The organism is Shewanella sp. 1180_01 (genome assembly GCF_052850535.1).
In genome coordinates this window covers 1-23,783 of the sequence record NZ_VXCT01000071.1, presented here as the reverse complement: position 1 = coordinate 23,783, position 23,783 = coordinate 1, and the positions used below count along the sequence as shown (strand labels likewise).

17 protein-coding genes are annotated in these 23,783 nt (G+C 44.4%); 9 read left to right on the top strand and 8 right to left on the bottom strand.

Going from position 1 to position 23,783, the window contains the following annotated elements; translation table 11 throughout:
* Nucleotides 1-395: 395 nt before the first annotated feature.
* Complete coding sequence (locus FW758_RS22320) at nt 396-785, bottom strand: helix-turn-helix domain-containing protein (protein ID WP_446446559.1); 390 nt, start codon at nt 783-785, stop codon at nt 396-398.
* 89 nt (nt 786-874) lie between these two features.
* Between FW758_RS22320 and FW758_RS22315 the strand changes: the two genes are divergently transcribed.
* The 6 genes from FW758_RS22315 (at nt 875) to FW758_RS22290 (ending at nt 8,105) form a co-directional block, all read left to right on the top strand.
* The gene (locus FW758_RS22315) at nt 875-1,354 is read left to right on the top strand and encodes a DUF2938 domain-containing protein (RefSeq protein ID WP_446446558.1); all 480 of its coding nucleotides are present in this window, start codon (nt 875-877) and stop codon (nt 1,352-1,354) included.
* Between the two features lie 303 nt (nt 1,355-1,657).
* Nucleotides 1,658-2,374, top strand: coding sequence for an SDR family NAD(P)-dependent oxidoreductase (locus FW758_RS22310; RefSeq protein WP_446446557.1), 717 nt, complete (start codon nt 1,658-1,660; stop codon nt 2,372-2,374).
* 759 nt (nt 2,375-3,133) lie between these two features.
* Nucleotides 3,134-4,450 (top strand): hypothetical protein, encoded by a 1,317-nt coding sequence (locus FW758_RS22305; RefSeq protein ID WP_446446556.1) that lies wholly within the window; start codon nt 3,134-3,136, stop codon nt 4,448-4,450.
* A 19-nt stretch (nt 4,451-4,469) separates the two neighbouring features.
* A complete protein-coding gene (locus FW758_RS22300; RefSeq protein WP_446446555.1) occupies nt 4,470-5,000 on the top strand; it encodes a hypothetical protein in 531 nt (176 codons plus the stop codon).
* Nucleotides 4,997-6,985: a GMC family oxidoreductase gene (locus FW758_RS22295; protein ID WP_446446554.1), complete on the top strand. Its 1,989-nt coding sequence runs from the start codon at nt 4,997-4,999 to the stop codon at nt 6,983-6,985. Before FW758_RS22300 ends, FW758_RS22295 begins: the two co-directional genes overlap by 4 nt.
* Before the next feature lie 106 nt (nt 6,986-7,091).
* Entirely contained in the window at nt 7,092-8,105 is a 1,014-nt protein-coding gene (locus tag FW758_RS22290) for a hypothetical protein (RefSeq protein ID WP_446446553.1), read from the top strand.
* Nucleotides 8,106-8,455: 350 nt separating this feature from the next.
* Here the strand turns inward: FW758_RS22290 and FW758_RS22285 are convergent, their stop codons facing one another.
* Entirely contained in the window at nt 8,456-9,427 is a 972-nt protein-coding gene (locus FW758_RS22285) for a DMT family transporter (protein ID WP_446446552.1), read from the bottom strand.
* 371 nt (nt 9,428-9,798) lie between these two features.
* Nucleotides 9,799-10,440 carry a TetR/AcrR family transcriptional regulator gene (locus FW758_RS22280; protein WP_446446551.1) on the bottom strand — a complete coding sequence of 214 codons (642 nt, stop codon included), beginning with the start codon at nt 10,438-10,440 and terminating at the stop codon, nt 9,799-9,801.
* A gap of 86 nt (nt 10,441-10,526) precedes the next feature.
* On the opposite strand from FW758_RS22280, the gene FW758_RS22275 reads away from it, so the two are divergent.
* On the top strand, nt 10,527-11,225 hold the full coding sequence (locus FW758_RS22275; RefSeq protein WP_446446550.1) for a DAPG hydrolase family protein: 699 nt from the start codon (nt 10,527-10,529) through the stop codon (nt 11,223-11,225).
* A 468-nt stretch (nt 11,226-11,693) separates the two neighbouring features.
* Here the strand turns inward: FW758_RS22275 and iadA are convergent, their stop codons facing one another.
* The 3 genes from iadA to FW758_RS22260 all read right to left on the bottom strand — a co-directional run bounded on the left by iadA (nt 11,694) and on the right by FW758_RS22260 (nt 16,990).
* Complete coding sequence (iadA, locus tag FW758_RS22270) at nt 11,694-12,863, bottom strand: beta-aspartyl-peptidase (RefSeq protein ID WP_446446549.1); 1,170 nt, start codon at nt 12,861-12,863, stop codon at nt 11,694-11,696.
* On the bottom strand, nt 12,863-14,308 hold the full coding sequence (yfcC, locus tag FW758_RS22265) for a putative basic amino acid antiporter YfcC (RefSeq protein WP_446446548.1): 1,446 nt from the start codon (nt 14,306-14,308) through the stop codon (nt 12,863-12,865). Before yfcC ends, iadA begins: the two co-directional genes overlap by 1 nt.
* 78 nt (nt 14,309-14,386) lie before the next feature.
* The gene (locus tag FW758_RS22260; protein WP_446446547.1) at nt 14,387-16,990 is read right to left on the bottom strand and encodes a TonB-dependent receptor; all 2,604 of its coding nucleotides are present in this window, start codon (nt 16,988-16,990) and stop codon (nt 14,387-14,389) included.
* A gap of 346 nt (nt 16,991-17,336) precedes the next feature.
* Between FW758_RS22260 and FW758_RS22255 the strand changes: the two genes are divergently transcribed.
* The gene (locus tag FW758_RS22255; protein WP_446446546.1) at nt 17,337-19,133 is read left to right on the top strand and encodes a cyanophycinase; all 1,797 of its coding nucleotides are present in this window, start codon (nt 17,337-17,339) and stop codon (nt 19,131-19,133) included.
* Nucleotides 19,134-19,475: 342 nt separating this feature from the next.
* On the opposite strand, the gene FW758_RS22250 is transcribed toward FW758_RS22255, so the two are convergent.
* Both FW758_RS22250 and FW758_RS22245 read right to left on the bottom strand, forming a co-directional pair.
* Nucleotides 19,476-19,976 (bottom strand): peptidylprolyl isomerase, encoded by a 501-nt coding sequence (locus FW758_RS22250; RefSeq protein WP_446446545.1) that lies wholly within the window; start codon nt 19,974-19,976, stop codon nt 19,476-19,478.
* A 97-nt stretch (nt 19,977-20,073) separates the two neighbouring features.
* Nucleotides 20,074-21,477, bottom strand: coding sequence for a DEAD/DEAH box helicase (locus FW758_RS22245; RefSeq protein ID WP_446446544.1), 1,404 nt, complete (start codon nt 21,475-21,477; stop codon nt 20,074-20,076).
* A gap of 305 nt (nt 21,478-21,782) precedes the next feature.
* Between FW758_RS22245 and FW758_RS22240 the strand changes: the two genes are divergently transcribed.
* Nucleotides 21,783-23,555 carry a DUF885 domain-containing protein gene (locus tag FW758_RS22240; protein WP_446446543.1) on the top strand — a complete coding sequence of 591 codons (1,773 nt, stop codon included), beginning with the start codon at nt 21,783-21,785 and terminating at the stop codon, nt 23,553-23,555.
* Nucleotides 23,556-23,783: the final 228 nt, after the last annotated feature.

Below are 23,783 nucleotides of genomic sequence, written 5' to 3'. Positions count from 1 at the left end.
CCACTCGGGTACTAACATGCTTTTACTGACCCTGATAGCTCCTCTAAAAGCCATATAAATCGGGTAAAACAGGCTGTTATATGGGCTTTTCGAGAGTTAGACTCACTTTCTCTTCGCAAAATGAAAACAAACTTATTCAGTGTTTTACTGGTTAAATTTGTTGTTTTCTGCAGAATTGACGGACTTCTAGTCCGTTTAAGCCCTCATATGATCCAACCATTTCTGTAATGTGGTCAGCCATTCTTTGTGAGTACTTAGGTATTCATTTCCCATAATATTTTTTAATCATTGTGGTGTCGCTATAACCTAATTTTCTTGCAAGCCATTCAAGTGGCGCCTAGTTCGAAGACAGTATTGCTTAGACATATAGCAAGGGCTTAATTTTTATCACCGAATTAAGATTTAAATGGCTTTACCGACTTCATGAGTTTTTGAAATGAGAGGCAGGCTAAATGATCTGACTGTGGGCAACTCGCGACATGGTTAAGACTATCTCGTATTGCTTTTAGCTGCTTAATTTTAACATCAATATCAGAGGCTTTTTGTGCCAGTAAAGTGCGGTCAATGGCCAATTCATCGGATTCATTAAACATTGTCGTTATTTCGTTTAATGATAAACCCGCAATACGTCCAAGTGAGATGATATTCAATTTATTGATGATCTTAGGGGCATATAGGCGTCTAAGTCCTTTTCTGCCAATAGATTGTATCAGTCCAATTTTTTCATAATATCTCAGTGTTGAAGGAGCTAATCCCGATTCGTGTGAAACATCTCCAATATCCATAAAATGCACTCTTGACTTAAAGTCGACTTCAAGTTGTACCATGCCTGAACTATATCAATCTCAGGAACAAATATAAAGTGGAGTACTCAATGGCTATTTGGCTACAGGCGATGTTAGTGGGCACAGGTGCCACATTAGTGATGGATGTATGGTCATGGTGGCAAAGAAATGTACTTCGTATGCCAACGCTTGACTATGCATTTGTGGGACGTTGGTTTATTTTCATTTACAGAGGCCAGCTGGTTCATCGACCTATTATGGTGACTCCATCAGTGAGAGGAGAAGCTTCTATAGGTTGGTTTCTGCATTATTTGAGCGGTATTATTTTCGCTTTGGTTCATGTAATGATTTTCGGGGATATGTGGTTATCTGAGCCAACGTTAATACCTGCGCTAGTTACTGGTATTGTGACCCTAGTGTTCCCTTTTTGTCTCATTCAACCTTGTCTTGGATTCGGGTTTGCGGCAAGTAAAACGCCTTCTCCATGGAAAGCACGCGGGTTAAGTTTGTTGACCCATAGCGTTTATGGGGCAGGCTTATTTATTACAGCCTTAAGCCTTAAGCCTTAATTATTTATTCTAATTGCTCACATCGTCTTATTTTAGGTTATGCAATAGACTCCAATTTAAATGGGTAAACTGATTTTGGTTATTTTGATAACCCTATAATGCTTGCTTACTGAGTTTCAACATCAATTTGAGTGAGAACTGTGGGTGCAGTGTATCCTAATTTCCTTGGGTCAAATACTCAATTGCAGACGGTTCAGTTTCATTTAATACAGTTAGTTAACCATGTGCGTATTGCTGGCCTAGTTAGCATAAATACACTTGTGTACTCGTTAATGGTTTCTATCCGATGGAGAGTTTAACATTATGAAATTGATGGTTGTTGGAGCGGGTAGGGGTCTTGGCCGCGCTTTTATTGAGGGATTATGTACTGCGGGTGACACTGTTATTGGCGTTTCACGCAGCCAACCCAGCGATCTCAATTTACCCGGCTACGTTGAGGTCGAATGGATTAATGTAGACATGAGTTCGCCATTAGAAGCCGTTCGATTGATTGAGCAGCAAACTCCGGCGCAACTGGATGTACTCATTTATAATCTTGGAGTATGGGAACCTTCAGCCTTCACCGACGAGTACAGCTTCCTTGACGATGAGGATCAAAGTATTGTCGATATGGTCAATATTAATATCACGGGCACAATTATTCTGCTTAAGCGCTTGATCCCTAAATTACTCAACTCTGCTAAACCTCAGTTAATCCTTACGGGTTCAACATCTGGACTACGCCAAAGCGGGCGTCCTGAAGTGACGTTTAGTGCGTCTAAATTTGCTCTTACCGGTATAAGTGATGCATTGCGAGAGGGTTTCAGAGAAGAGGGTCTGGCTGTAACTTGCTTGCAGCTGGGTTATCTCAATACGGAGGATACGCTTGCAACATCCATTGACGAAGCTGCTCAGCGAGGCGATGGCACCCTTGTGCCGGTGCATGATGTTGTCAACCTTGTTCGAACTCTCCTTAGCTTGTCAGATGCATCTTATGTGCGTGAACTGGTACTTCCGGCGATTCGTGATGAAAGATTTTAAGTCCAGATAAACAGTATTGAGCCAGCCGCGTTACATGCGCTGGCTCATGCTTTATGTCTGCTTTACCAAGTAACCATACCTTAGTTTAAGTACAGCCTCTTCCTTTCTGCAAATCCAACAAATCACCCGTTTCAAACTTGACAATAAGTCAATTGTAAACAATTTTTTAACTTAGCATGTTTTCAGAAGGTAACTCTTCTTCTACCAGAATAGAATTAGTTTCACTGTAATAATGCAGGAATATCTTATCCTTCACGGAGCTAACCTGATTTCAATTAAGCATCTGGTGTTAATTGAATTATCTAGGCTCAAGGTATCGTGATAAAACGCTGTCATGAAAAGGATTTTCAATGAAAGACGTTCATCATTATCCATATCAGTCGCTTCAGATCTGTTCTTTAGATCAGCAGGGGCGCTCAAAAATAAACTTCAATCACATTTTTATACCCATTTATTTGGACTTGGCAGAGGCTAAGTCCTTTACGCGACTGGTACTTTGAGATCTGCGCTAGGTATGCAGAGATGCTGCCGAGTACTTATGTTTTTTGTTATCAAAGTAAGGTCAAAACAAGCTAAACCGCGATTTTTTTGCATCGAACGTGTTTTATGCATCGAACGAGTCCGTGATGAAGTCATCACACTGTTATATAGCAGAGTTTGGCTGGCTTATGCATCTTAGGTAAACAACAGAGGATTAATCGTTTCTATAGCAGTAATGATGGTGAGTGATAAGTTTCAACAACAAGGAGAGTTAATTTCATGTATATCAAATACTTTAGTTATAGCGCGTTGTTCTTGTGTATGGGTGCGACCGTGCAAGCGGAATCGCCAGTCGTTACCAAAGCCGCCGCAAGTTTACCAACTTTAAGCCCGGTAATACCATTGGAAATCGCTGCAAAACCGCCTTTCTCTCTTGAGAGTTTGCAACATGATTTTGATGATTTTTCTTGGCAATCCTTTATCGCACTGAATTGGCCTGCCAATGCCGATGGTACACCCAATACCATGTCCACCATTGGGCAAAAAACTAACCAGCCAGTCGTGTGGCTGCATTGGAAGGAAAGCCGAGAGATTTTTTTACCCGATGGCGTAAAACCACCTGGGTGGGATCAGTCCAATAATGTGCCGGATGTTTGCAAAAGTATTGATCCTAAGTCCATTCCTCAAGGGACTATTTATTTAACGCAAGTAGGGAAAACCCCGAATGTGTTGGATGAAAGTGGTGAGCCTTTTACAACGGGTCCATTGATTGATCAAAACGGGCTTTATACCCGTTATGAAATATTAACCAATGAAACCATGTTCAATTTTATTTTGGACAATAACCTCTACAGTAAAAAAGGCCAGAAACAGTTTAATGCCGATGTTGATTTTACCGCGAGCGACAGTAAAACCGGGCAGGTAGGTTCTATCATGCTTAAGGCCTCATGGATAAAAATGGGCGGCAAGTTTGATGCGACGAATTACTATACGACTTATGCTCTAGTTTATAACAATCCCCAAGAGCAACATGGGGTCAAACCCGCTTGTGCGCTTGAACAAGTCGGTTTAGTGGGGTTTCACATTGCTCACAAAACCACGGGTGAACCACAATGGATTTGGTCTACCTTTGAGCATGTCGCTAATGCGCCAACCCAAGGTGAGTCAGCATCATTGTCGGCATATAATTTTTACGATGCTAAATGTACTGACTGCAAAGTTAATGAACCACCAGCACGCCCGTGGGATCCGGCAAATCCGCACACTAAACCAACTCAAGTGGAACGCGTCATTCCTATTACTGCCGACGCTAAAGCCTTAAATGCCAGTTATCACGCTGCACTCGATGCTGTGGTGCCGGGATCGGTATGGATGAATTACGAATTGGTCAGTACGCAATGGCCTACCGATGCTAAAAATCCCACCGATCCAACGGGCGTGCCTGCTCCTTCTTTTTTAGCGAACACCACGCTCGAAACTTATATACAGGGTTCAGTAAAGCAAACATCAAGCAGCTGTATGGCTTGTCACAATAATGCGGCAACCACTAACGGCAATTTTGCTGATTTCACTTACTTGCTGCAACGCGCGCAATAATTTATGAAAGGAACTCATCATGACTGATATTACAGGCGCGACTGCCGACACTATGAATAATTTTATTGGTTTGAGCGCGGTATTAACCGGCTTTGCGACCAGTATTATTGCCCCGACATTGGATCCCGTGGATATTAAATCCGAATACTTACCTGTATTTACGCAAAAAATAACCGAAGAATCGAAGGACCCAACTTTAGTTGCAACTATTCTGCAAAAATATGCGGCGTTAAAAGCGCAGCAATTATCAGATCAACAAATTGGAACGCAAATGCTGGCACCAGACAACGGGACGAATTTTGTGTTGGCTTGTCGTAAATTGATTTTTATGTGGTACTCAGGTGCATGGCCAACCATTATTCCCGCGACGGATAAAGATCCGGAGACCACAGTTAGCGATATGATTTCGGCAAAAAGTTATACCACGGGTCTAGTCTGGCAAGTTATGCAGGCGCATCCGATGGGTGATTCAAATTATCGTTATGGCTATTGGGCAAAACCACCCGCAGCACTGTCGGCATATACGGGTCATCAAGGAGGTGCAGTATGAGCGCTCAAACCAATTACGATGTTATTATTGTGGGCTCTGGTATTGCGGGCTCTATCATGGCTTATCAACTGGGGATGGCGGGGAAAAAAGTATTAATCCTCGAAGCAGGGCAGGAAGTGCCTGTTGACCGCAGTGGTTACATGGAAACCTTTTTTAAAGCCAATGCCAAAACACCTGAATCACCTTATCCTCCTACTACGCAAAATCCAGCGGCATCGACGGCGGATAATCCACTCGGACTGCCTGATCCTGCGAAGGAGAATGTGCCGCGTTATACCGTGTTGCAAATTGGCGCATGGCGCAATCCAAAGCAATGTTATTTTGACTACACGTCGCAACCAGAGCATTTGAAACCTGACAGTCCTGAAGCAAAGTTTGCTTTTGCCAGTTCCTATGAGCGCATTGGCGGCGGCACAACTTGGCATTGGCTGGGAACCAGTTTGCATCTATTACCCAATGATTTTGAATTGCAAACCCAGTATAAGCAGGGCGTGGATTGGCCCGGTGGAAAACAATTTTATCAGGCGCTGGTTCCTTACTATGAACAGGCGACCAATGAGATTGGCGTGGCGGGTGACAAAGAGGCGATGGATCAGCTTTATCGCGGATTTAATGTTTCACCGAATGGCGTTTATGGCGCGAATTACGATTATCCCATGCCTGGTATTGTTTCATCTTTAGTCGATCAACAATACGAACAAGCGGTGAGCGATATGGTGTACGACAAGATTAAATTGTCAGTTACGCCAACCCCTCAGGGGCGTAATTCATTACCGGGTGAACGCCGTCAATGTGCGGGTAATACGAATTGTATTCCTATTTGCCCAATCCAAGCCAAATACGATGCCATTGTGACGCTCGGGCGAGCATTGCAAACCGGCAATGTTGATGTGTTTTATCGTCACGTTGCGACAAATATTCAAGTGGATGAAAACACAAAGGATGTTGTTGGTATTGATTATGTGACCTATCAAACTCACGGAGGGGTAGCAACGGGCGGCGGTACTGTTACGGGTAAAAAATATGTGATTGCCGCTCACGCGATTGAGACGCCTAAGTTATTGCTCATGTCTAAGCGTAATAAAGCCTGTCCAAACGGTGTCGCGAACCATAGCGATCAAGTTGGGCGTAATTTGATGGATCACATCATGTATTTGGCCTGGGGATTGGCTAAAGATCCTGTCTACGGTTTTCGAGGACCTCTATCTACTGCGGGCATTGAAAGTTTACGGGATGGCGCCTTTCGTAAAGACCGTGCCGCCTATCGTATTGAAATCGGCAATGAGGGTTGGCAGTGGGCTGCGAACGATCCATTCACTACCTTAGCTGACTTTGTATTTGGTCAAAATAATTCGCAATTAAATGGGGATTCTGTCAATCAACAGGGTATTCCATTGCGCTTTGATCCTGCGATACCTGCAAATAGCAGCTTATTTGGTGCCTCCTTGGTGAATACCTTAAATGGTATTTACATACGGCAAATTCGTATGGGCTATCTAATTGAGCAATTGCCGGATCCGGAAAACCGTGTCGAATTGTCTGAGACCTTGACTGATAATTTAGGTTTACCGCGCCCAAAATTAACCTATCGAGTACGCGAAGATTATGTGCGCAACGCATTTGTCTCGGCTAAAGATATTTCGACCAAACTCTTTGATGCCCTTGGTGCGCGGGAATATACCAAGGCTCCGCCTGCGCCGGTTTTCTATGGCGATAAGCGTGAGGTGACGTCGAATAATTTTGAATATCAGGGCAATAATTTTACGTTTTACGGTGCTGGACATATTGTGGGGACGTATCGAATGGGGGACTGCAAAGATACGTCTGTGGTGAATCCTCGCCAGCAATCTTGGGATCATAGCAATCTGTTTTTAGTCGGTAGCGGCGTGTTTCCAACGGTTGCGACGGGAAATCCCACCCTCACTTTGGCAGCGTTGGCATTTCAGGCAGCAGATCATGTATTAGCAGATCTCAAAGCATGTTAATGCCATTTCGTTTATTGAGTCATTAACCGGCTTTTAATTGCCAGTAAAGAACCGCGTGCTTAATCGGCGCGGTTTTTCACTATCACTCTGTTATCGGAGTATCACGATGAAACATATTATTTTATTACTGCTGATATCCAGTTTTCTCAGTGGGTGTAGTGCTCATTCAACAACACCAGACCCGCTCAGTTTGTACCGCGAGTTGACCCGTGATAAATCGCAATTAGATGTGCGTATTGGGGCGGCGAATCAATACAGCGGTTCCGAGAAAATCTGTTTAGATGCGAAGTGCGATGCTGATGGCAATAACTGCAAGCCCATTACTGTGCCCGCACCCAGCCCATTGATGACCAATAGTGATGATCAAAACTATTATCAGCTCACGCAGGATAGTGCAGGTTTTTCTCACTATGGTGCCCAATCTCAGTATGCCACTGATATTGAAACCTTGCGCAAACGGTTAGATGATCTGATGTGGTCCTTTAAAAAAAGCGGCTTAATCGATGCACTCAAACAGCAGAAAAAAACGCCAGCATTGATGTTTGATATCGATAATACACTGGAATTTAGCGCTGCAATTGATTCCGACCCAACGGGCAAGGGGCCAGCAATTCAGGGCATGGTTGATTTTGCTAAACAATGGTGTTTTAAAGACGGTGTTGATTGTTATTTTGTCACGGCCCGTAATTGTGAAAACCAAAGTGCTAAACCCACTCAGTATTGGCTTGAAAAGAACATGGGTCTTGATGCCAAGATTGTAGATAGGTTCACCTATTTTTCACGCAACACCAAACAGCTGGTTTGCAGTAATTTACCCACACCAACACCCAATGTTGCATATAAAGATATTGTGCGCGAGGCGCTGGAAGCTGAACGGAAGGTATTTTGGCTAATGAGTATCGGCGACCAACTAACCGACTCTTTGGGTGAACACAGTGGTTTAAAGGTGCGGGTTCCGAATCAGTTCTTCCATGCGGACATTAACCCCAATCAGTTTGCGACTTATGGTGTGGGACGTTGCGGCCCCTTAGAGACAATTGCGCCGCCATTGGAATGCAGTATTGCATTAAAACCACAGGCACTTGCTGTAACCAACATCAACTACTGCCGCTCACAATAATATAACTGACGTTGTCCCTGTGAACTCACTTGGATGGATTCAAGAAGATAATTAACTTAGCTATGCTGATGCAATAACTTGCAAGCTCGCCGTCGCGAGTGTTGCAAGTTAACCATTTGAATTATAAATCTTAAGCAGGGTAATCTTGATTCGCTAGCGCTTAAGAGTTAGCGCTTAAAAATTAGCTCTTAAAAGTAGTGCTTAAGCGTTAGCACGCTTTAATGCCATAGCAAATCACCAAAGGCTGAATCTGTGTTGAGTGTATCGCGCTTGTTTCTGCGCCTTGTCGAGTCCGTCTACTTGCGAAGAATTTAGCCGAGATTTCAATTTACCTTGTTGTTTTACTCATATCATGCCGCATTAGGTATGTTATTCGTCGTGGTTCTTTTACGCGTTTGGATTAACGTATAGCCGCCACTTAATACTATGAGTAAGCTCCCTAGAAGTGTCAGTAAGTCTGGGGATTCTCCAAATATCAATATGCCTAACGCTAAGGCAAACAGTAAACGTGTATACCTAAAGGGGCTGACTACTGAGACATCTCCAGCGCGCATAGCGATTGTCAGCGCATTGTAGGCCATGGCACCAAAGACGATGGCTCCCAGAATTTGTGTTGCCGCAGTGGTACTAAACTGTAAGGGCTCATTTTGGTACATCATTATGGCTAAGCCTGTCGGAATTAACACAAAAAAGCCATACACCCCGAGTTGCATGTTAGATAACACGGGCGATGCGGCACGGGTTGCTAAATCGCGTCCTGCAAAACCTAAGGTAGCGATAACGGCAAATAAAGAGGTGGCTTCAAAGCCATCAAGCCCTGGGCGAATGATCATCAGCACGCCCACAAAACCAACTAATACCGCAAGCCATCTTTTATGGCCTACCTGTTCACCGAACAACAAGGCTGCGCCAATCATGGCTATCAGAGGTGTGGCTTGCAAAATAGCGGATGCACTTGATAGTGGTGTTAAGGTGATAGCTAAAGCAAAACAGAAGCGGCCGATCACTTCACACAGTGCGCGTAATAGTATGGGTCTCGACAATGCTGCAGGGTGAAGCACAGTTTCGCCCTTGCGCCAAGTTAACAGTATAAAAATCAACATTCCACCAAGGCCAAATAACGCTAAAATGAGGCCGATAGAGGTGGTTTCTGCTGCAGACTTGATGAGCATGTCTTCAATAGAAAATGCTGCCATCGCAGCCACCATAAACAGACTACCTTTTGTATTATTCAAAATCTCTTCCCAACATGTGTAGACTGCGTCTCTGAAAAAGTATCGACTTGAGAGTGTTGGCTCGATGGAGCAGGCCGCTGAAGTCATGGCATAGCTTATTGTGACCCAAGTTAAACATCATGTGACTCGAGTTAAACATCCTGCGCTCTAAGTTAAACAGCATTTTATGCGCACTACAGCAGGCTTTCTTTGCTCATCCTAGTCGGATTAGCAGCCCAAGTTCGCAGTGTTCTTGGGCTTGAAAGGAAAGGGGATAATAAGAGTAAGCAAGACACTATAATAGATACAGAAATGGTTTTTTCATCTATATCAGATGGTTAATTTAGCCTAACGCCGTTACGCGTATCTTGTAGGTCCAATATCTGTAAAGAGGATAGAGAACAAGCTCTTTGGCAGAGGCGTTAATCTGCCGAATATAAAATACTATTTCTTAAATAGGGCAATAAGATGCCCAGTTTTTATGGGATAGTTTGGCTGAAGCTCGGTAACAGTAATTGCACTGCGCTATGGGCTCTATCTCGAATCAGTATTAAAGGTGTTTGCCTTAAAGCCAGTTCTCGTAGTGGTTCTGCAATGACCATGGCGAGTAGTAGATTACTCAGTATTTCATAATCTTGCTCACGAATGATGTGAAGATCGCTATGTTTGACCATCCAGAGTTGTAAGATTTTTCTACTGCGTTGAATTCCCTGTTGCTGATAGCTTGCTATCAATTCATCTCTACCCGGAAAGTCAGACTGTAAAAGCCGGAAAAGACGAACAGCTTTAGGGCTCAGTACTTGTTCGCCAATCGTGACTAATCCGTCCTCAAGCTGCCGCATAAACTCATCGAGCGAAGCCGCATTTTTTTCAAAGCATGATTTAAATGAATCAGTCCAGCTACGCAATGCTAATTGGATCAGCTCGTCTTTTCCTGAGGAAAATCGGTAGATCGTTTTTTTGGCGACGCTAGCTTGGCTGGCAATCTGATCTAGACTGGTTTTTTCATATCCTAATTCCAACAAAACATCCAATGTCGCCGCCACTATTTTCGTTTTTGTCTCTTCGCCGACCGTCGTGGGACGTCCGCGCTTCTTTATTTCGTTAGTGTTAATTGGCATCAATTCTCTCCCTTGACAACGCCGAATTATAAGCGTATTTTTTTTGGAAACCAACTCGGTTTCCAAAATAAATCAGGAGAAATAGAATGAAAAAAATCGCAACATCAAAATGTTGGGCAGTGGATGATATTCATGATTTGCTCAACCCTGCACCACTAAAGCTTGAAATGGGATTTTCAAGGCTAGCCAGCGGTGAATTACTCGTTGCAGTAAGAACCGATATGCATGGTTGCAAGGGGGAGATGCTCGATTGGTGGTTCAGATATTTTGATTCAACACAAAAAATTAAATGGTGGCATCCTCATGATCATGTTGCTTTTAAAGGATGGGACGAGAAGTGGGTTAAAGGGGAGAATTATATTGGTGCAACCATTGAAGCTGTTGAGTCCCTTGCAGATATTCCTCCAGTCACGGCCAAACTTAAGTTTCATGCACCTACGGACTTTTTTGAATTAACGGCTTATGAGAAAGCTCAGGATAACAACTGGGTATCAGCCGCTATCTGCTCTACGATTGGTTTTGGTGATAATATTGTGGTAGATGCAGAAGGCGATCCTGTTAGTGGTGAGATGGTTCATTTGGCCCGAGATACGGCATTTGGTTGTGTATTAAGAAGTCGCTTTCTTCTCGGAAAACCGGAACCCGGTAAAAAGATAGAGGTCTCTGATGAGATAGGTTTGAACCTCATGCGACATTGTTATAACGAGTTCACTTATTTATCACGGATCTTACCGTCACTGTATTTCGCTGAAGCAAAACCCGAAGCTGCGCCTACACCTTGGTAAAGTGCATTGTGCTCAAAGTGGGCGAGTTTGGCACTTAAACTATGGTGCTCAACTTGCCCATCCTGTCTATATTCAATTTTTGTCAGAAAATGATATTAGAGGGGCTTAAAATATTGTCCTGAGTTAGCCACTTTTTGCTAAGTTAAATCGAGAGGAAGTGAGTATCTTACTGGTTCTCTTATTTTTTATTTTCTTAAGCTCTATTCTTGAAACAGATTCGGCACTGTGCAGTTTATCTACGTTTTTGTATAAAAGAACTTTATTTCTAGTGCAGTTCGGGTCTCGATGGCGTAACGTTGCGCGTTTTAAAATGTCAGTCAATCAGCGAGGAGTAGAGTGCGCATTACCAATGCAAACTGCTTTCACCTTGAGAAAATGTGCTTGATACGCTCTGTTTGCGGGTAATCTTCTCGCATTGCACACAGTTCATGAGTGTGGTGCACGCGCGCCGCGTGCGCCATTATTGAGTTACTGCGATTCAAATGTTCCCCATTTCAGTGCGTTACCTTCATCAACGAGTAGTTGCCCTTTGCTCCATACTTTATCGATATTAAAGTTATCCGTTAATAACACAAAGTCGGCATCGTGTGTTTCGCTTATTCCGCCCTTGGTTTTTAGCTTGAGCACACGAGCGGCATTTGAGGTCACTAAAGGAAGCACTTTTTCTAAGGGTAAACCACTGTTAATTAAAGCCATTAGCGCTTCAAATAGGCTGCTGACTTTACCCATTTCTATTCCAATACATTCACCGTCAGAACTAAATATGGGCAGGCTAGCATTTCCGTCGGAACTTAAGCTGATTTGACTCAAGTTAACACCTTGCGAGATTGCAAAATGGACCGCATTAACGACCGCGACTTCACCCTCGTTTAAATACTGAGTATTGGTCGACGTCGTGAAATCAATAACCCCACCTTGTCGTGCAAATTCAAGCCCTTGCTCTAATAATTGCTGGGAGCGATTCATGTGAGTGGGATAGAACTGCGTTAAAGGGATATCAGACTGCTGCGCGATGTGATGCAAAATTTGGATACCAGTTGCACCATCGCCCACATGCACAAACACTATGCCGCCTTTACCGCTGAGCATGCCACCGACGCGGCTTTGCGCTGCGACTCTGGCGAGTTCTGGCACAGTGAGTTGTGAGCCTCGATGATCTGCAATTGCAATTTCACCCACACCAATAACATTGTCGATTAACACCAGATCTTGGGTGACATCGCCAGTAAGGGTCTTTACAGGGTACTCGTAGGAGCCAGTGTAGCAAAAGACAGACAAGCCTTCGTATGTGAGCGCTTTAGCCTTGACGACAAGTTCGTTCAAACTGCGGCTAATGGCGTCGGTTCCCAATGCTGCGACGAGCGTAGTGACCCCTGCAAGGCTGGCATCTGTTAGTTGCATCTCTGGGGTACGCGTGTGGTAACCGCCTTCACCGCCACCGCCTGTGATATGCACTAAGGGGTCCACTAAACCTGGGATTAAAGGGCGGCCATTGGCTTCGATGATTGTGACTAAGTCTGCATGCTTAAGATCAATGACGGGGGCGATTTTAAGGACTTTCGCCTCGCAAAATAACACGTCGCGTAGCCCTAAAAACTGCGGCGCATAAACGGCGGCGTTACGGATTAAAGTTAACATCAGCTATATCCTGTAATAACAGCAAATAAAATGACGGCACTGGCCATCAAGGTCAGTAATAGTTGAAAGCGCCAAACAAGCGCAAGCCATTGAGCGTATGAAATTTTAGCCACACCTAAACAACCCATTAATGAGGCTGAAGTGGGGATCACTAAATTTGTCAGTCCATCACCAAACTGAAAACAAAGCACTGATACTTGGCGGGTGACGCCTGCAATATCGGAAAGCGGCGCCATGATAGGCATGGTCAGGGCGGCTTGACCGGAACCTGATGCGACAAAGAAATTCATAATAGATTGAAATATATACATAACAATGGCAGAGGTGACATCAGGTAACGTTGCTAAGGACTCGCCGGCATAATGTAAGGCAGTGTTAAGAATAGAGGGCTGTTGTGGGTCATCGCCGCCAAGCAATAACACCACACCTTTGGCGAATCCCACAATCATAGCGGCGGGTAACAATTCACTGGCGCCTTTTTGAAAGGCATTTGAGATTTGGTTCAAGCTACGTTTTCGCCAAATAACGGCAATCAGCCCAATAACCAAGGCCAGTGCAAAAAATTGACTTGCGATTTGCGGAATATAATAGCCATGGCTTATCACTCCCCAAATCACCCACATAATTACGCCGAGTAAACAAAGTAACACGAGAATGTCAAAGGAAGAACATTTATTATTCAATGGCTTATCGTTAGCATGCACGAGTGTGGCATCCACTGCTGAGCGATGTTTTTTAGCGTAGCGCAGGGTAAAAACTAAGCCGACAACAGTGAACACAAACCAAGCTGCAATCCGTAAACCAGCGCCAGACATTAAAGGTACACCGGCTATCCCTTGCGCAATGGCCACGCTAAATGGATTCATCCATGAGGTAGCAAATCCAATTTGGGTGGATAAGTAGGTGACCATGACCACAGTTGCTGCTGAATAACCTAAAGCCTGAAAAAGCGGTAACAGTACAATGCAAAATGCAATGGCCTCTTCACTCATGCCGTATATCGCGCCGCTTAATGAAAATATTATAAACAGTAATGGGATCAGTAATACTTGGCTGCGCTGCAGTTTGGCGATCATCGCCATAATGCATTGCGTAATGGCGCCTGTGTCCATGACGACACCAAAGGCACCACCTACTATAAGGATAAATGCCATGACGCCAACGGCTGAGCCCATGCTATCGCCTGATGTCATGCCATCGAAGGCAAAATTGGTCAGCCCCGTTTTGTCGTTGGCTGAAAATAGACTGACATGATGCGTGTTATCGTATGTCATGAAAAACTGTTGTGGATCGATTCTTTGAGTGATGTTGCCAGCGCTATCAACGATATCGACCATAGCAAACCAACCCGCTGGAAACAGGTAACTGCTTATTGCGGCGGCTAAAACGATAAAAAATAAAATAACAAAAGCGTCGGGCATTGCCCTTGCAGTAGGTAATTTCATCCTATGTGCCTTTATAAAGGGTCAGAACAAGGCATTGGCCACAATTAAACGCTGCGGCCAATGCCTCAAGTCAGTACATTAAAACTTGAAGGTATAACGTACGTTCCAGCGACGGCCTAACCAATCATGGACTGAGCTTGCATAGCCATTGGTTGGAGAGGAGGCGTAGGGCGGTTCTTCATCTGTTAGGTTACGCACTGACACCAAAAAGCTATGGTGCTCATTTAACTCATAACCAAGGCTCGCACTGAAGGTGAGCCAACTGTCGACGGTTTCGTTATCAAATTTAAAGTCACCATCACCCAATGAACTGATGTAGTGACCCGATAAACTGGCACTCCAATCGTTGAGCTGCCAGTCGGTTCCTAGATCAAGCACGCTTTCAGGGCGAGCAATTTCTGAGGCGCCACTTAACCGCCCTAATAAATCTTCCACTGGGGTTGAAGGTGTGACTTGTCTTTCAAACGATAGGGTTTCAGTGCCCGCAACATAAAACTTAAATTCACCTGCGGTTTCAGTGTCTAAGCGAAAGTCTAGCTTGTAGTCGACGCCATCAGTATTTTGATTGCCGACGTTAAAATAGCCAGTGCGTAAGAAGCTAATATCCCCTTGGCCATCAATAACACAGCCAAATTCATCTCCTAGTTCTGCAACGCTAGTCACGATTTTTGTACTGTCTTTAATACAGGCGTCCAAGGTGGTGTTGGCATCAATATCAACAATATCATCGTGCTCATAGCGCCAGTAATCGACGGTCAATTGTAGTGCTTCAGTGAGGTTCCAAGAGACGCCAACGTTAATGGCGGCAGACTTTTCTGCGGATAAATCCTTATTGCCTATGGTTTCTTGGTCAAACTCGAGTTCGCCAAACTCAGCGCCAGCAGTACCGCATAAGGCATTGTAAGGTTCAGCTGAACCACAATTGATATACTGGCTGCTGAGCGACGTCCCTGCGCCTAATTGGGATAACGAAGGGGCTCTAAAACCTGTACTCCATGACGCCCTTAATACTAAGTCTTCAAGTGGGCGATAACGCATTGATATTTTAGGGTTAACATCACCACCAAAGTCACTATAGTGGTCGTAACGTAAAGCTGCGATCACATCTAAGGTGTCGGTAATGGGGAAATTAAACTCGCCATACACTGCATATTGCGTCCGGTCTGCTTCGGCATCGCTTGCGCCTAAGCCGATAATTTCGTTATTCACTGCGTTGATAGATGGCCTATCAAATATTTGCTCTTTTCGCAGCTCTCCACCAAATACCGAGCTTACTGCACCTGCGGGTAATGCAAACAGATCGCCACTGATATTAAAATCCAGCGACAACACCTCTGATTCACCTTTACGAATGCCGGGATCGCGCAGGGCAGCAATTTGTGCAGCGCTACTATCACGGCCTAAATTGAACGGATTAAATTCATCCGCCGTCACGGCGGCATCCAGTTTAGTGGCATTCATATAGCCAGCAACATTGTTGATTTCGTTTGTAGATTTGCCATAACTCGCCGCGGTTTCCCAGCTCCAGTCGGCAAGTTCACCGCGCAGTCCAGCGAGGACTCGATAGCTCTGAGTGTCATATTCCTGTACTCGACGCTCAGGGAAACGAGTTCGAACAGTGATAACGTCGCTGACACTGCCATCTAGCATGTCAATGTCGTGAACATACTGGGGAATGTTGGCAGAATCACCAGCAACATCCACTGTATATCCCGCAGGCGCCTCATAGGCTGAACCGGTATTCTTTTGATACATGCCTTCAGCAAAAAACTCCAATCCATTATCTAGACGATAAATATGATTAAAGGTCGTGCCTATGTTCTCAAAGTCAGGTTGGATAGCGCGTTGAATAACATAGTCATAATTGCAACGTGTACCACTTTTTTGGGTATCATCGCCACACCAAGACTCAGCGTAATCCTCACCATCTATGGTCATACGAGTGCTGGATTCAAAGGTGACATTGACGGGTCTATCGCTATTAAATATGGCGTTTCGCGTCGCATAATCGACTACAACCGTAGTATTGCTGTTTTCTGTGGCAAAGCCGCCAGCGTAGGTCAGATTCTTACGGCTGGCATCGTGAGCGGAAGTATCATCCCCATATTGGGCACTGAGCTCATGCCCGACAAAATCCTTACGGAGGATAAAGTTAATTACACCGGCAATGGCATCCGAACCATAGATGGACGATGCGCCATCGGTTAACACATCGATGCGTTCAATGGCAGATAAAGGGATTGAATTGACGTTCACAAACGAGTCAGAACCATTAGAGAATGAATCAACGGCGACTCTTCGGCCATTGACTAGCACTAAGGTTGAGCTTGAACCCAATCCGCGCAAACTGACACCGGATGCGCCAGCTGGTGCTCCATCGGCTCCACCTACACCCCCAGTTTCCGAGAAAGTCCCCGCACTTGAAGCTTGTGGGAGATCGCGTAGAAACTCACTCACACTCTCGTAACCGCGTTTAGTGATGTCATCCTGGGTAAAACTTTGTAGTGGATTGGCGCCTTCCATATCCACCCCTTTTAGGCGTGAACCTGTGACTGCGACTCGCTCGACCGGTGCATCTGCGGCAGATTGCTCAGTTGTTTTTTCTAGTTCATTGGCTACAGCTAAAGCAACGGGCGACAAGGCCAACCCAAAAACAGCGCACAAAAATACAGAACTTCTCATGATAAGCTCCCGATAAATCTCTTATTAGAATTTTTAGACGTGGCTAAGCTGCGCGTGAGTCAATACGCATGGCATTAGTTAATGTTTTGCAGAAAGCGCAACGTCAATCAAATGATTGAGAGGGGAGTAAGACGGCTAGACTAGACTCCACCAAACACAAGGTGTTTAGCGGTTATTCGTCCCACCATTCGGACAGATACCAGGTGCGGTAGTGGTATCTTTGGAAAAGAGTTGTTGCTGTTTTCATGTAATAAACTGAAGTCTTTTGTTATTGACCTGTTAAAAGACTATCCGTAACATGAGCCTTGAGTCAATACATGGCGCACACTTTTTATTGAGTGCCACTATGAAAAATCGTTGCTTAAAAAACTTATCTTTTTTGCTCAATAGCTTAAGTATTTCTTACTTTGCTCTTTTGCTATTTATCGCCCCAAGCGTGCAGTCAGCGCCAGTGAAATCCCTGAGTTTATCGATACCCACTCATCAACCATTTGATCTTATGCTGGTGGGCGGAGGGATGAAAACCTGCAGCTCTCAAGCTCCCGTAAATTGCCAATCGGAAGCCAAATTCTCAGCCGATGCCAAACGCGAAACACGTTATGTGTTCAACGTTTCGTGGCTTGAACGTGCACTAAAACACCCAAGATTGCAGTCGTTAAATGAGCAACAAAAAGTGATATTACGGCAAGCGGCTAAAGCGTTTTCTCCAGTCAGTAATAGTCTTGAAAATAGCGATGTTGAAATTGGCCGTTCACTTGGCCGTTTACATAGTGACAGCTTAACCTTGGCAAACCTTGAACAAGCCATTGCAAAGATTGATAAGCAATTTCTGACGCATTTGAGCGACCAACAATATTACGCACTGCTGGATTTATTAGAAGAAAAGCAGATGCTTGCTGACGGCACGCTGTTACAAGAACAAGTGTTACTTTATTCCACAACCAATCCCCATGCCGCGACGCTTTACCAATTATTTACGCAGCAAGCGTTAGCAAAGCGCCTGCAAAGCAACCCCAATGCCAAACGTCCACTGATCGCCGTTGTGACCGCCTCTGCGCGCGATCCCTTTGAAGCGGCCGATTACTATGTCAGCGTGTTTGAGCAAATGGGGGCCGAGGTTATTTGGCTGCCTTTAGATGCAGCGTTGCAAGCGGGTATCGCTACCCGTCAGTGTGACCAACTCGAAATGTTTAGACAGCAAATACAAGGTAATACGGATAGGGCGAGGCTTTATCCAAAGCAAGTTGAGCTACAAAAGGATTTCTGTGCCAGCCCCATTAAACTCTATCAATTGCTTAATCAAATAGACGGACTCTTTTTAAATGGCGGCGATCAGAGTTTGACTTTAAAGGCTTGGACGACGCCGGATGAATCACCCAGTGAAGCATTAAGCATCATCAAGAAACGTCTTTCCAAACAAGAAATTGTCATCGGTGGCACCAGCGCTGGCACTGCTGTGATGGCTGATAAAAATATGATCACCGGCGGCACGAGTGAGGGGGCTCTGAGTTTTGGCATTTTCGCGACCGAGGCGCCAAGTGAGCGTTGTGAAGTCGCTAATTGTGATGCCTCAGTTCCTGCAACGGCGGTCACTTATCGCGAGCAAGGTGGGCTTGGATTTTTCCCCTTTGGTATACCCGACACACACTTTTCACAACGAGACCGTTATTTAAGACTCTTGCTCCTTAGCGCCAATGCCGATAGCAAAATGGCATTTGGAGTCGATGAAAATACAGCATTATTGGTCGATTTATCACATCGTTCGCTCTCAGTGGTCGGTGAGCATGGAGTATGGGCATTAGCGCAAGTTGAGCGATTGAAACAAAGCCAAGCTAACCCTGAAATAAATGCGGTTTCGCACTATTTAACTCCGGGTTCCTATGCTGAAATTGACGCCACTGGCGAACATTTGACTCATATCCGCCTAGCTCAGACTGCCAAATTGACTGCAATAATGAGTAAGCAGAGTGACTTTTTTACTTGGGTCAGCAATGCGTGTCGGCAAGGTATATATTCAACATCACTGAGTGATAAGTACGAATTAACCATTACTCCAATGGTGGCATTAAGTTGCCAAGGTATTTTAAATCAAGAGCGGGGATATCAATCGATGGGGTTAACACTAAAAGCGTTAGAACAATGACGGTGAGTTGAATTAATTGTAGTGGTATGGCTATGATATCAATAGGATAGGCTAAATTGATTAAGGTTGAGTGTATATTAGGTAGATTTTAAAACGTGAGAGGATAATTAATCTACTGATTTTAAGTTAAGAAGCTATAATTTAAGATTTTTTACTTTAAGTAAGTTTTAAGTCAAGCGATTGAGGTTAAATTAGGTAAAGTAAATTTATATTAAGCAGTATTTATTAAGTATGATTTTTTTGCGAACTAATTAATTTTCAAAACCGCTACGAAAAAATGAATCGCTCAGTCAAAACTGAGCGATTCATTATATCAAAAGAAAAGTCTTATCGTTTTAACGATCAGCTTTGGATATTAATCGTCACTTTCTCGATAACTATGGGGTCGCGGGGCACATCTTCGTGGCCGGCAACTGTGGTGGTTTTGACTTTCTCAATCTGCTGGATAATGTCCATTCCCGCAGTGACCTTACCAAATACCGCGTAACCCCAACCGTTATTGGTGGTGGCAGTGTGGTCTAAAAAGTCATTATTGGCGGTGTTAATGAAGAACTGCGCCGTGGCCGAATGAGGCGCATCGGTGCGAGCCATAGCGATAGTGCCAATGGTGTTACTTAGGCCTTTGTTGGCTTCGTTCACGATAGGCTCGTGGGTCGGCTTTTCTTTCATTTTTGCGGTAAATCCGCCGCCTTGGATCATAAAGCCTTTGATCACTCGGTGAAAAATCGTGTGCTCAAAGAAGCCTTCTTCACAATAGCGGACAAAGTTTTTTGAACTGACAGGCGCATGTTTAAAGTCGAGTGCTATGGTGATGTCGCCTAAATTGGTGCTGAATGTAATCATGCTAATATCTTCTATCTTAATGAGTTTCTACTTTTAATAAGTCACGACTGGTACTAGATCATGACTTTTTACGGGATCATGACTTTGTATTAGGCCATCAGTTTGTTTTAGAACCGCTGTTCCACGGATTAAAGGGCGCACTGCGACCCGTAGTCTCGCTACTGTTATCAGTCTGCGCGGATTGTGGACGCGCTACAGTGGCTTTTGCCTCCGGCTTAGATTTAGCACTGCGATGCTTTTTCGCATGGGCGGTTTCAAAGGAGCCTTCTTTCGCGGGGCGTGAGGTTCTGGCCTCAGGTGCGCGGGCTTTAAAGGTTTTTGGCGTGGTATTTTTCGGCACAAAGTCGAGGATAGAAACTGGCACTTCTTTGTTCGGCACAAAGCCTTCAATTTCTTTACGCACTATGATGTGGCCTAGGCGGCGCTCGATAGCACATAGGTTTCTAAAATCATCTTTGGAAACAAAGGAGATGGCTTCGCCGCAGGCGCCAGCACGGCCGGTTCGGCCAATACGGTGAATATAATCATCGGCTTCATCGGGCAGATCATAGTTGACCACGCGGGTGAGGGCGTCGATATCGATACCGCGAGAAGCCACGCCAGTCGCGACTAAAAAGCGCAGTTTACCGGATTTGAAATCGACTAATAACTGCTCGCGTACCGCTTGGCTGCGACCACTGTGGATGGCTTCGGCGGCAATACCGCGTTTTTCTAGTTGGCTGACCAGTTTGGCGGCGCCTTGTTTAGTCTGGATAAAGATCAGTGCCTGTTCCCACGCTTGCTCCGTGATGAGTTTGCTTAACAGGGCCGACTTTTTGTCTTTATCGACTGTGATCAACCATTGGTCGATTTGTGGTGCGTTTGCGCTGTCGCGGGCAATTTCAATCTCAACAGGGTTTTCAACCGCCGTTTTCGCTAAAAAGCGCACTTGCTTAGATAAGGTTGCCGAAAACAACAGATTTTGGCGTTCTGTTGGTAGACGTTCAATGATCTTATTGATGTCTTCGATAAATCCCATATCGAGCATTCTATCGGCTTCGTCTAGGACTAATACCGAGATTTCATCGAAATGAATCGCTCTTTGGGTGTACATATCGAGCAATCTACCGGGTGTCGCCACCAGAATATCGACGCCTTCGATAAGACGTTGTTTCTGCGGTGCGGCATCGACGCCACCATACATGGCCATAGAGGTCAGCGGCAGGTATTTTGCGTATTTGGCAATATTGTCTTCTACTTGAACGGCCAATTCGCGGGTTGGCGTTAAGATTAAGGCGCGAACGCGTTTAGCTCGAATTTTCGGCATATCGGCGAACATTTGCAGTATTGGCAACACAAAACTGGCGGTTTTACCTGTACCCGTTTGCGCGCCAGCCAGCAGGTTTTTACCTTTCAAGATCACCGGAATGGCTTTTTCTTGGATTGGAGTAGGTTGTGAATAGCCGAGCTCAGTGATGGCTCTTAAAATCGGATCGCTTAATCCAAGTTTGGAAAATGGCATTGAATGTCTCAGGTAAAGGGTCAGGTCAATAATGTATAAGCAAACTGTTATGCCAACGCGTTAACAGCGGAGCAGGGTGATATTATAGCAGGAGGTGAAACAGAATAGGCGATTATCATTATCTGAGTATGTTTAGTAGAGCAGGGATTTTAACTCGAATAGAGTAAGTGGCATAAATATCGATAACTCACAATTTTGTAACCGTAGATGTATTCACGGCTAACACTGCTGCAATTATTGGGACAATATGATTAACTTAGGTAATTTTTGCATGCCTGTTAAATATCAACAAAGGATCCATAATAATGAAAAAATCCGCTATTTCCCTTGCGATAGTGTTATCGCTGGCCGGCCTTGCTGGTTGTCAATCCCATACGAGTCAAACCAAGCCTGTGGTTGCGGTTGAAGTTAAAGCCCAGTCATTTGAGCAATTTTCAGCCTCCTTTATTGATTCACTGTGGGAGTTATCACCGACGTGGGCCTTATACAGTGGCAAGCATGTTAATGATGGCTACCTTGAAATCCCCGATGCGGCAGGTCGTGCGAAAACACTAGCGTTTGTGAAAGCACAACAAGCCCAATTGACCCAGTTCGAGCAAAAGTCGCTGACGCCAAATGAACTGATTGATTATCATCTGATTGACAATTTACTCGGCAGCATGGCATGGGAAATTGACAGTTTTAAATCTTGGCAGTGGGATCCTTCAAGCTACAACGTATCGGGTGGTTTTGCCCAAATCATCAATGAAAACTTTGCCCCATTAGATGACAGATTACGTTCTGTATTAGCGCGTTTAGAAAATGTACCAGCTTATTATGCAGCCGCGCAGGCAAACATTAGCAAGCCGACATTGGAACATACCGAATTAGCTGTGATGCAAAACCAAGGTGCATTTTCGGTGTTTTCCGATGACTTATTAAAACAGGTCGCCGATTCTGGTCTGACGGCTACAGAAAAAGCGTTATTTAACACACGGTTTGATGCTGCCACTGCCGCAATTAATGGCCATATCGCTTGGTTAGACAAATTAGTGGTTCAACTTAAAAAAGACGGTGCCCGTAGTTTTAGAATTGGCGAGGAGCTATATGAGCAAAAATTTGCCTTTGATATCCAAGCGGGAATGACAGCAAAACAGCTGTATCAAAAAGCCGTGGCCGATAAAGACCGTGTTCAAGGGGAAATGGCAAAAATTACCGATAAGTTATGGCCTAAATATTTTACTACGCCAAAACCTGCTGACAGTAAGCTCGCCATTCGCAAGTTAATCGATAAATTATCGACTCAGCATGTTCTGCGCGATGAATTCGTGAATGAAGTGCGTAAGCAGATTCCAGAGTTAATTGAATTTGTAAATAAGAAAAACTTAGTCACATTAGATCCTAAAAAGCCACTTGTCGTCCGTGAAACACCCGAATATATGCGTGGTTATGCTGGTGCTTCTATTAGTGCACCAGGACCTTACGATAAATCTGGTAATACTTATTACAACGTGACGCCGCTCGATGGTATGAGTGATGCGTCTGCCGAGAGTTATTTACGTGAATATAATCACTGGATCCTGCAAATCCTCAATATTCATGAAGCAATTCCTGGGCACTACACTCAATTAGTTTACTCGAACCAATCACCGAGTTTAGTGAAAAGTTTATTTGGTAATGGCGCTATGGTCGAAGGCTGGGCGGTATACACCGAACGCATGATGCTCGAAGAAGGTTATGGTAATTTTGAGCCTGAAATGTGGCTGATGTACTACAAGTGGAATTTACGTGTTATCTGTAACACTATTTTGGATTACAGCATCCATGTGAAAGGCATGACCGAAGAGCAAGCTATCGCCCTGATGATGAACGAAGCCTTCCAACAGCAGGCAGAAGCCGAAGGCAAGTGGCGCCGCGCTACGCTTAGCCAAGTTCAGCTGACGAGCTACTATTCTGGTTATCGTGAAATCTATGATTTCCGTGACGAATACAAGAAAGCGCAAGGCAAAGATTTTGATCTTAAAACCTTCCATGAACAATTCTTGAGTTACGGCAGCGCGCCAGTGAAATATATTCGTCAATTAATGCAAAACAAATAAGTTCGCATATTGATATAAATTAGCAGAGCTCAGGCTCTGCTTTTTTATGCCGAATCGTTGCACACATTACCGTGAGGAAGTGAAGTCAATACTGTTACTGATGAAATGAAATCGTTAACACTCAGCAAATAATGGCAAGCAGATCCTATTGCCATATAACTGAAAAATTATATATTTCGTTATATGGCATATGCAGGTGTTAGCCGAAAAAATTGACGGCTTAATGAT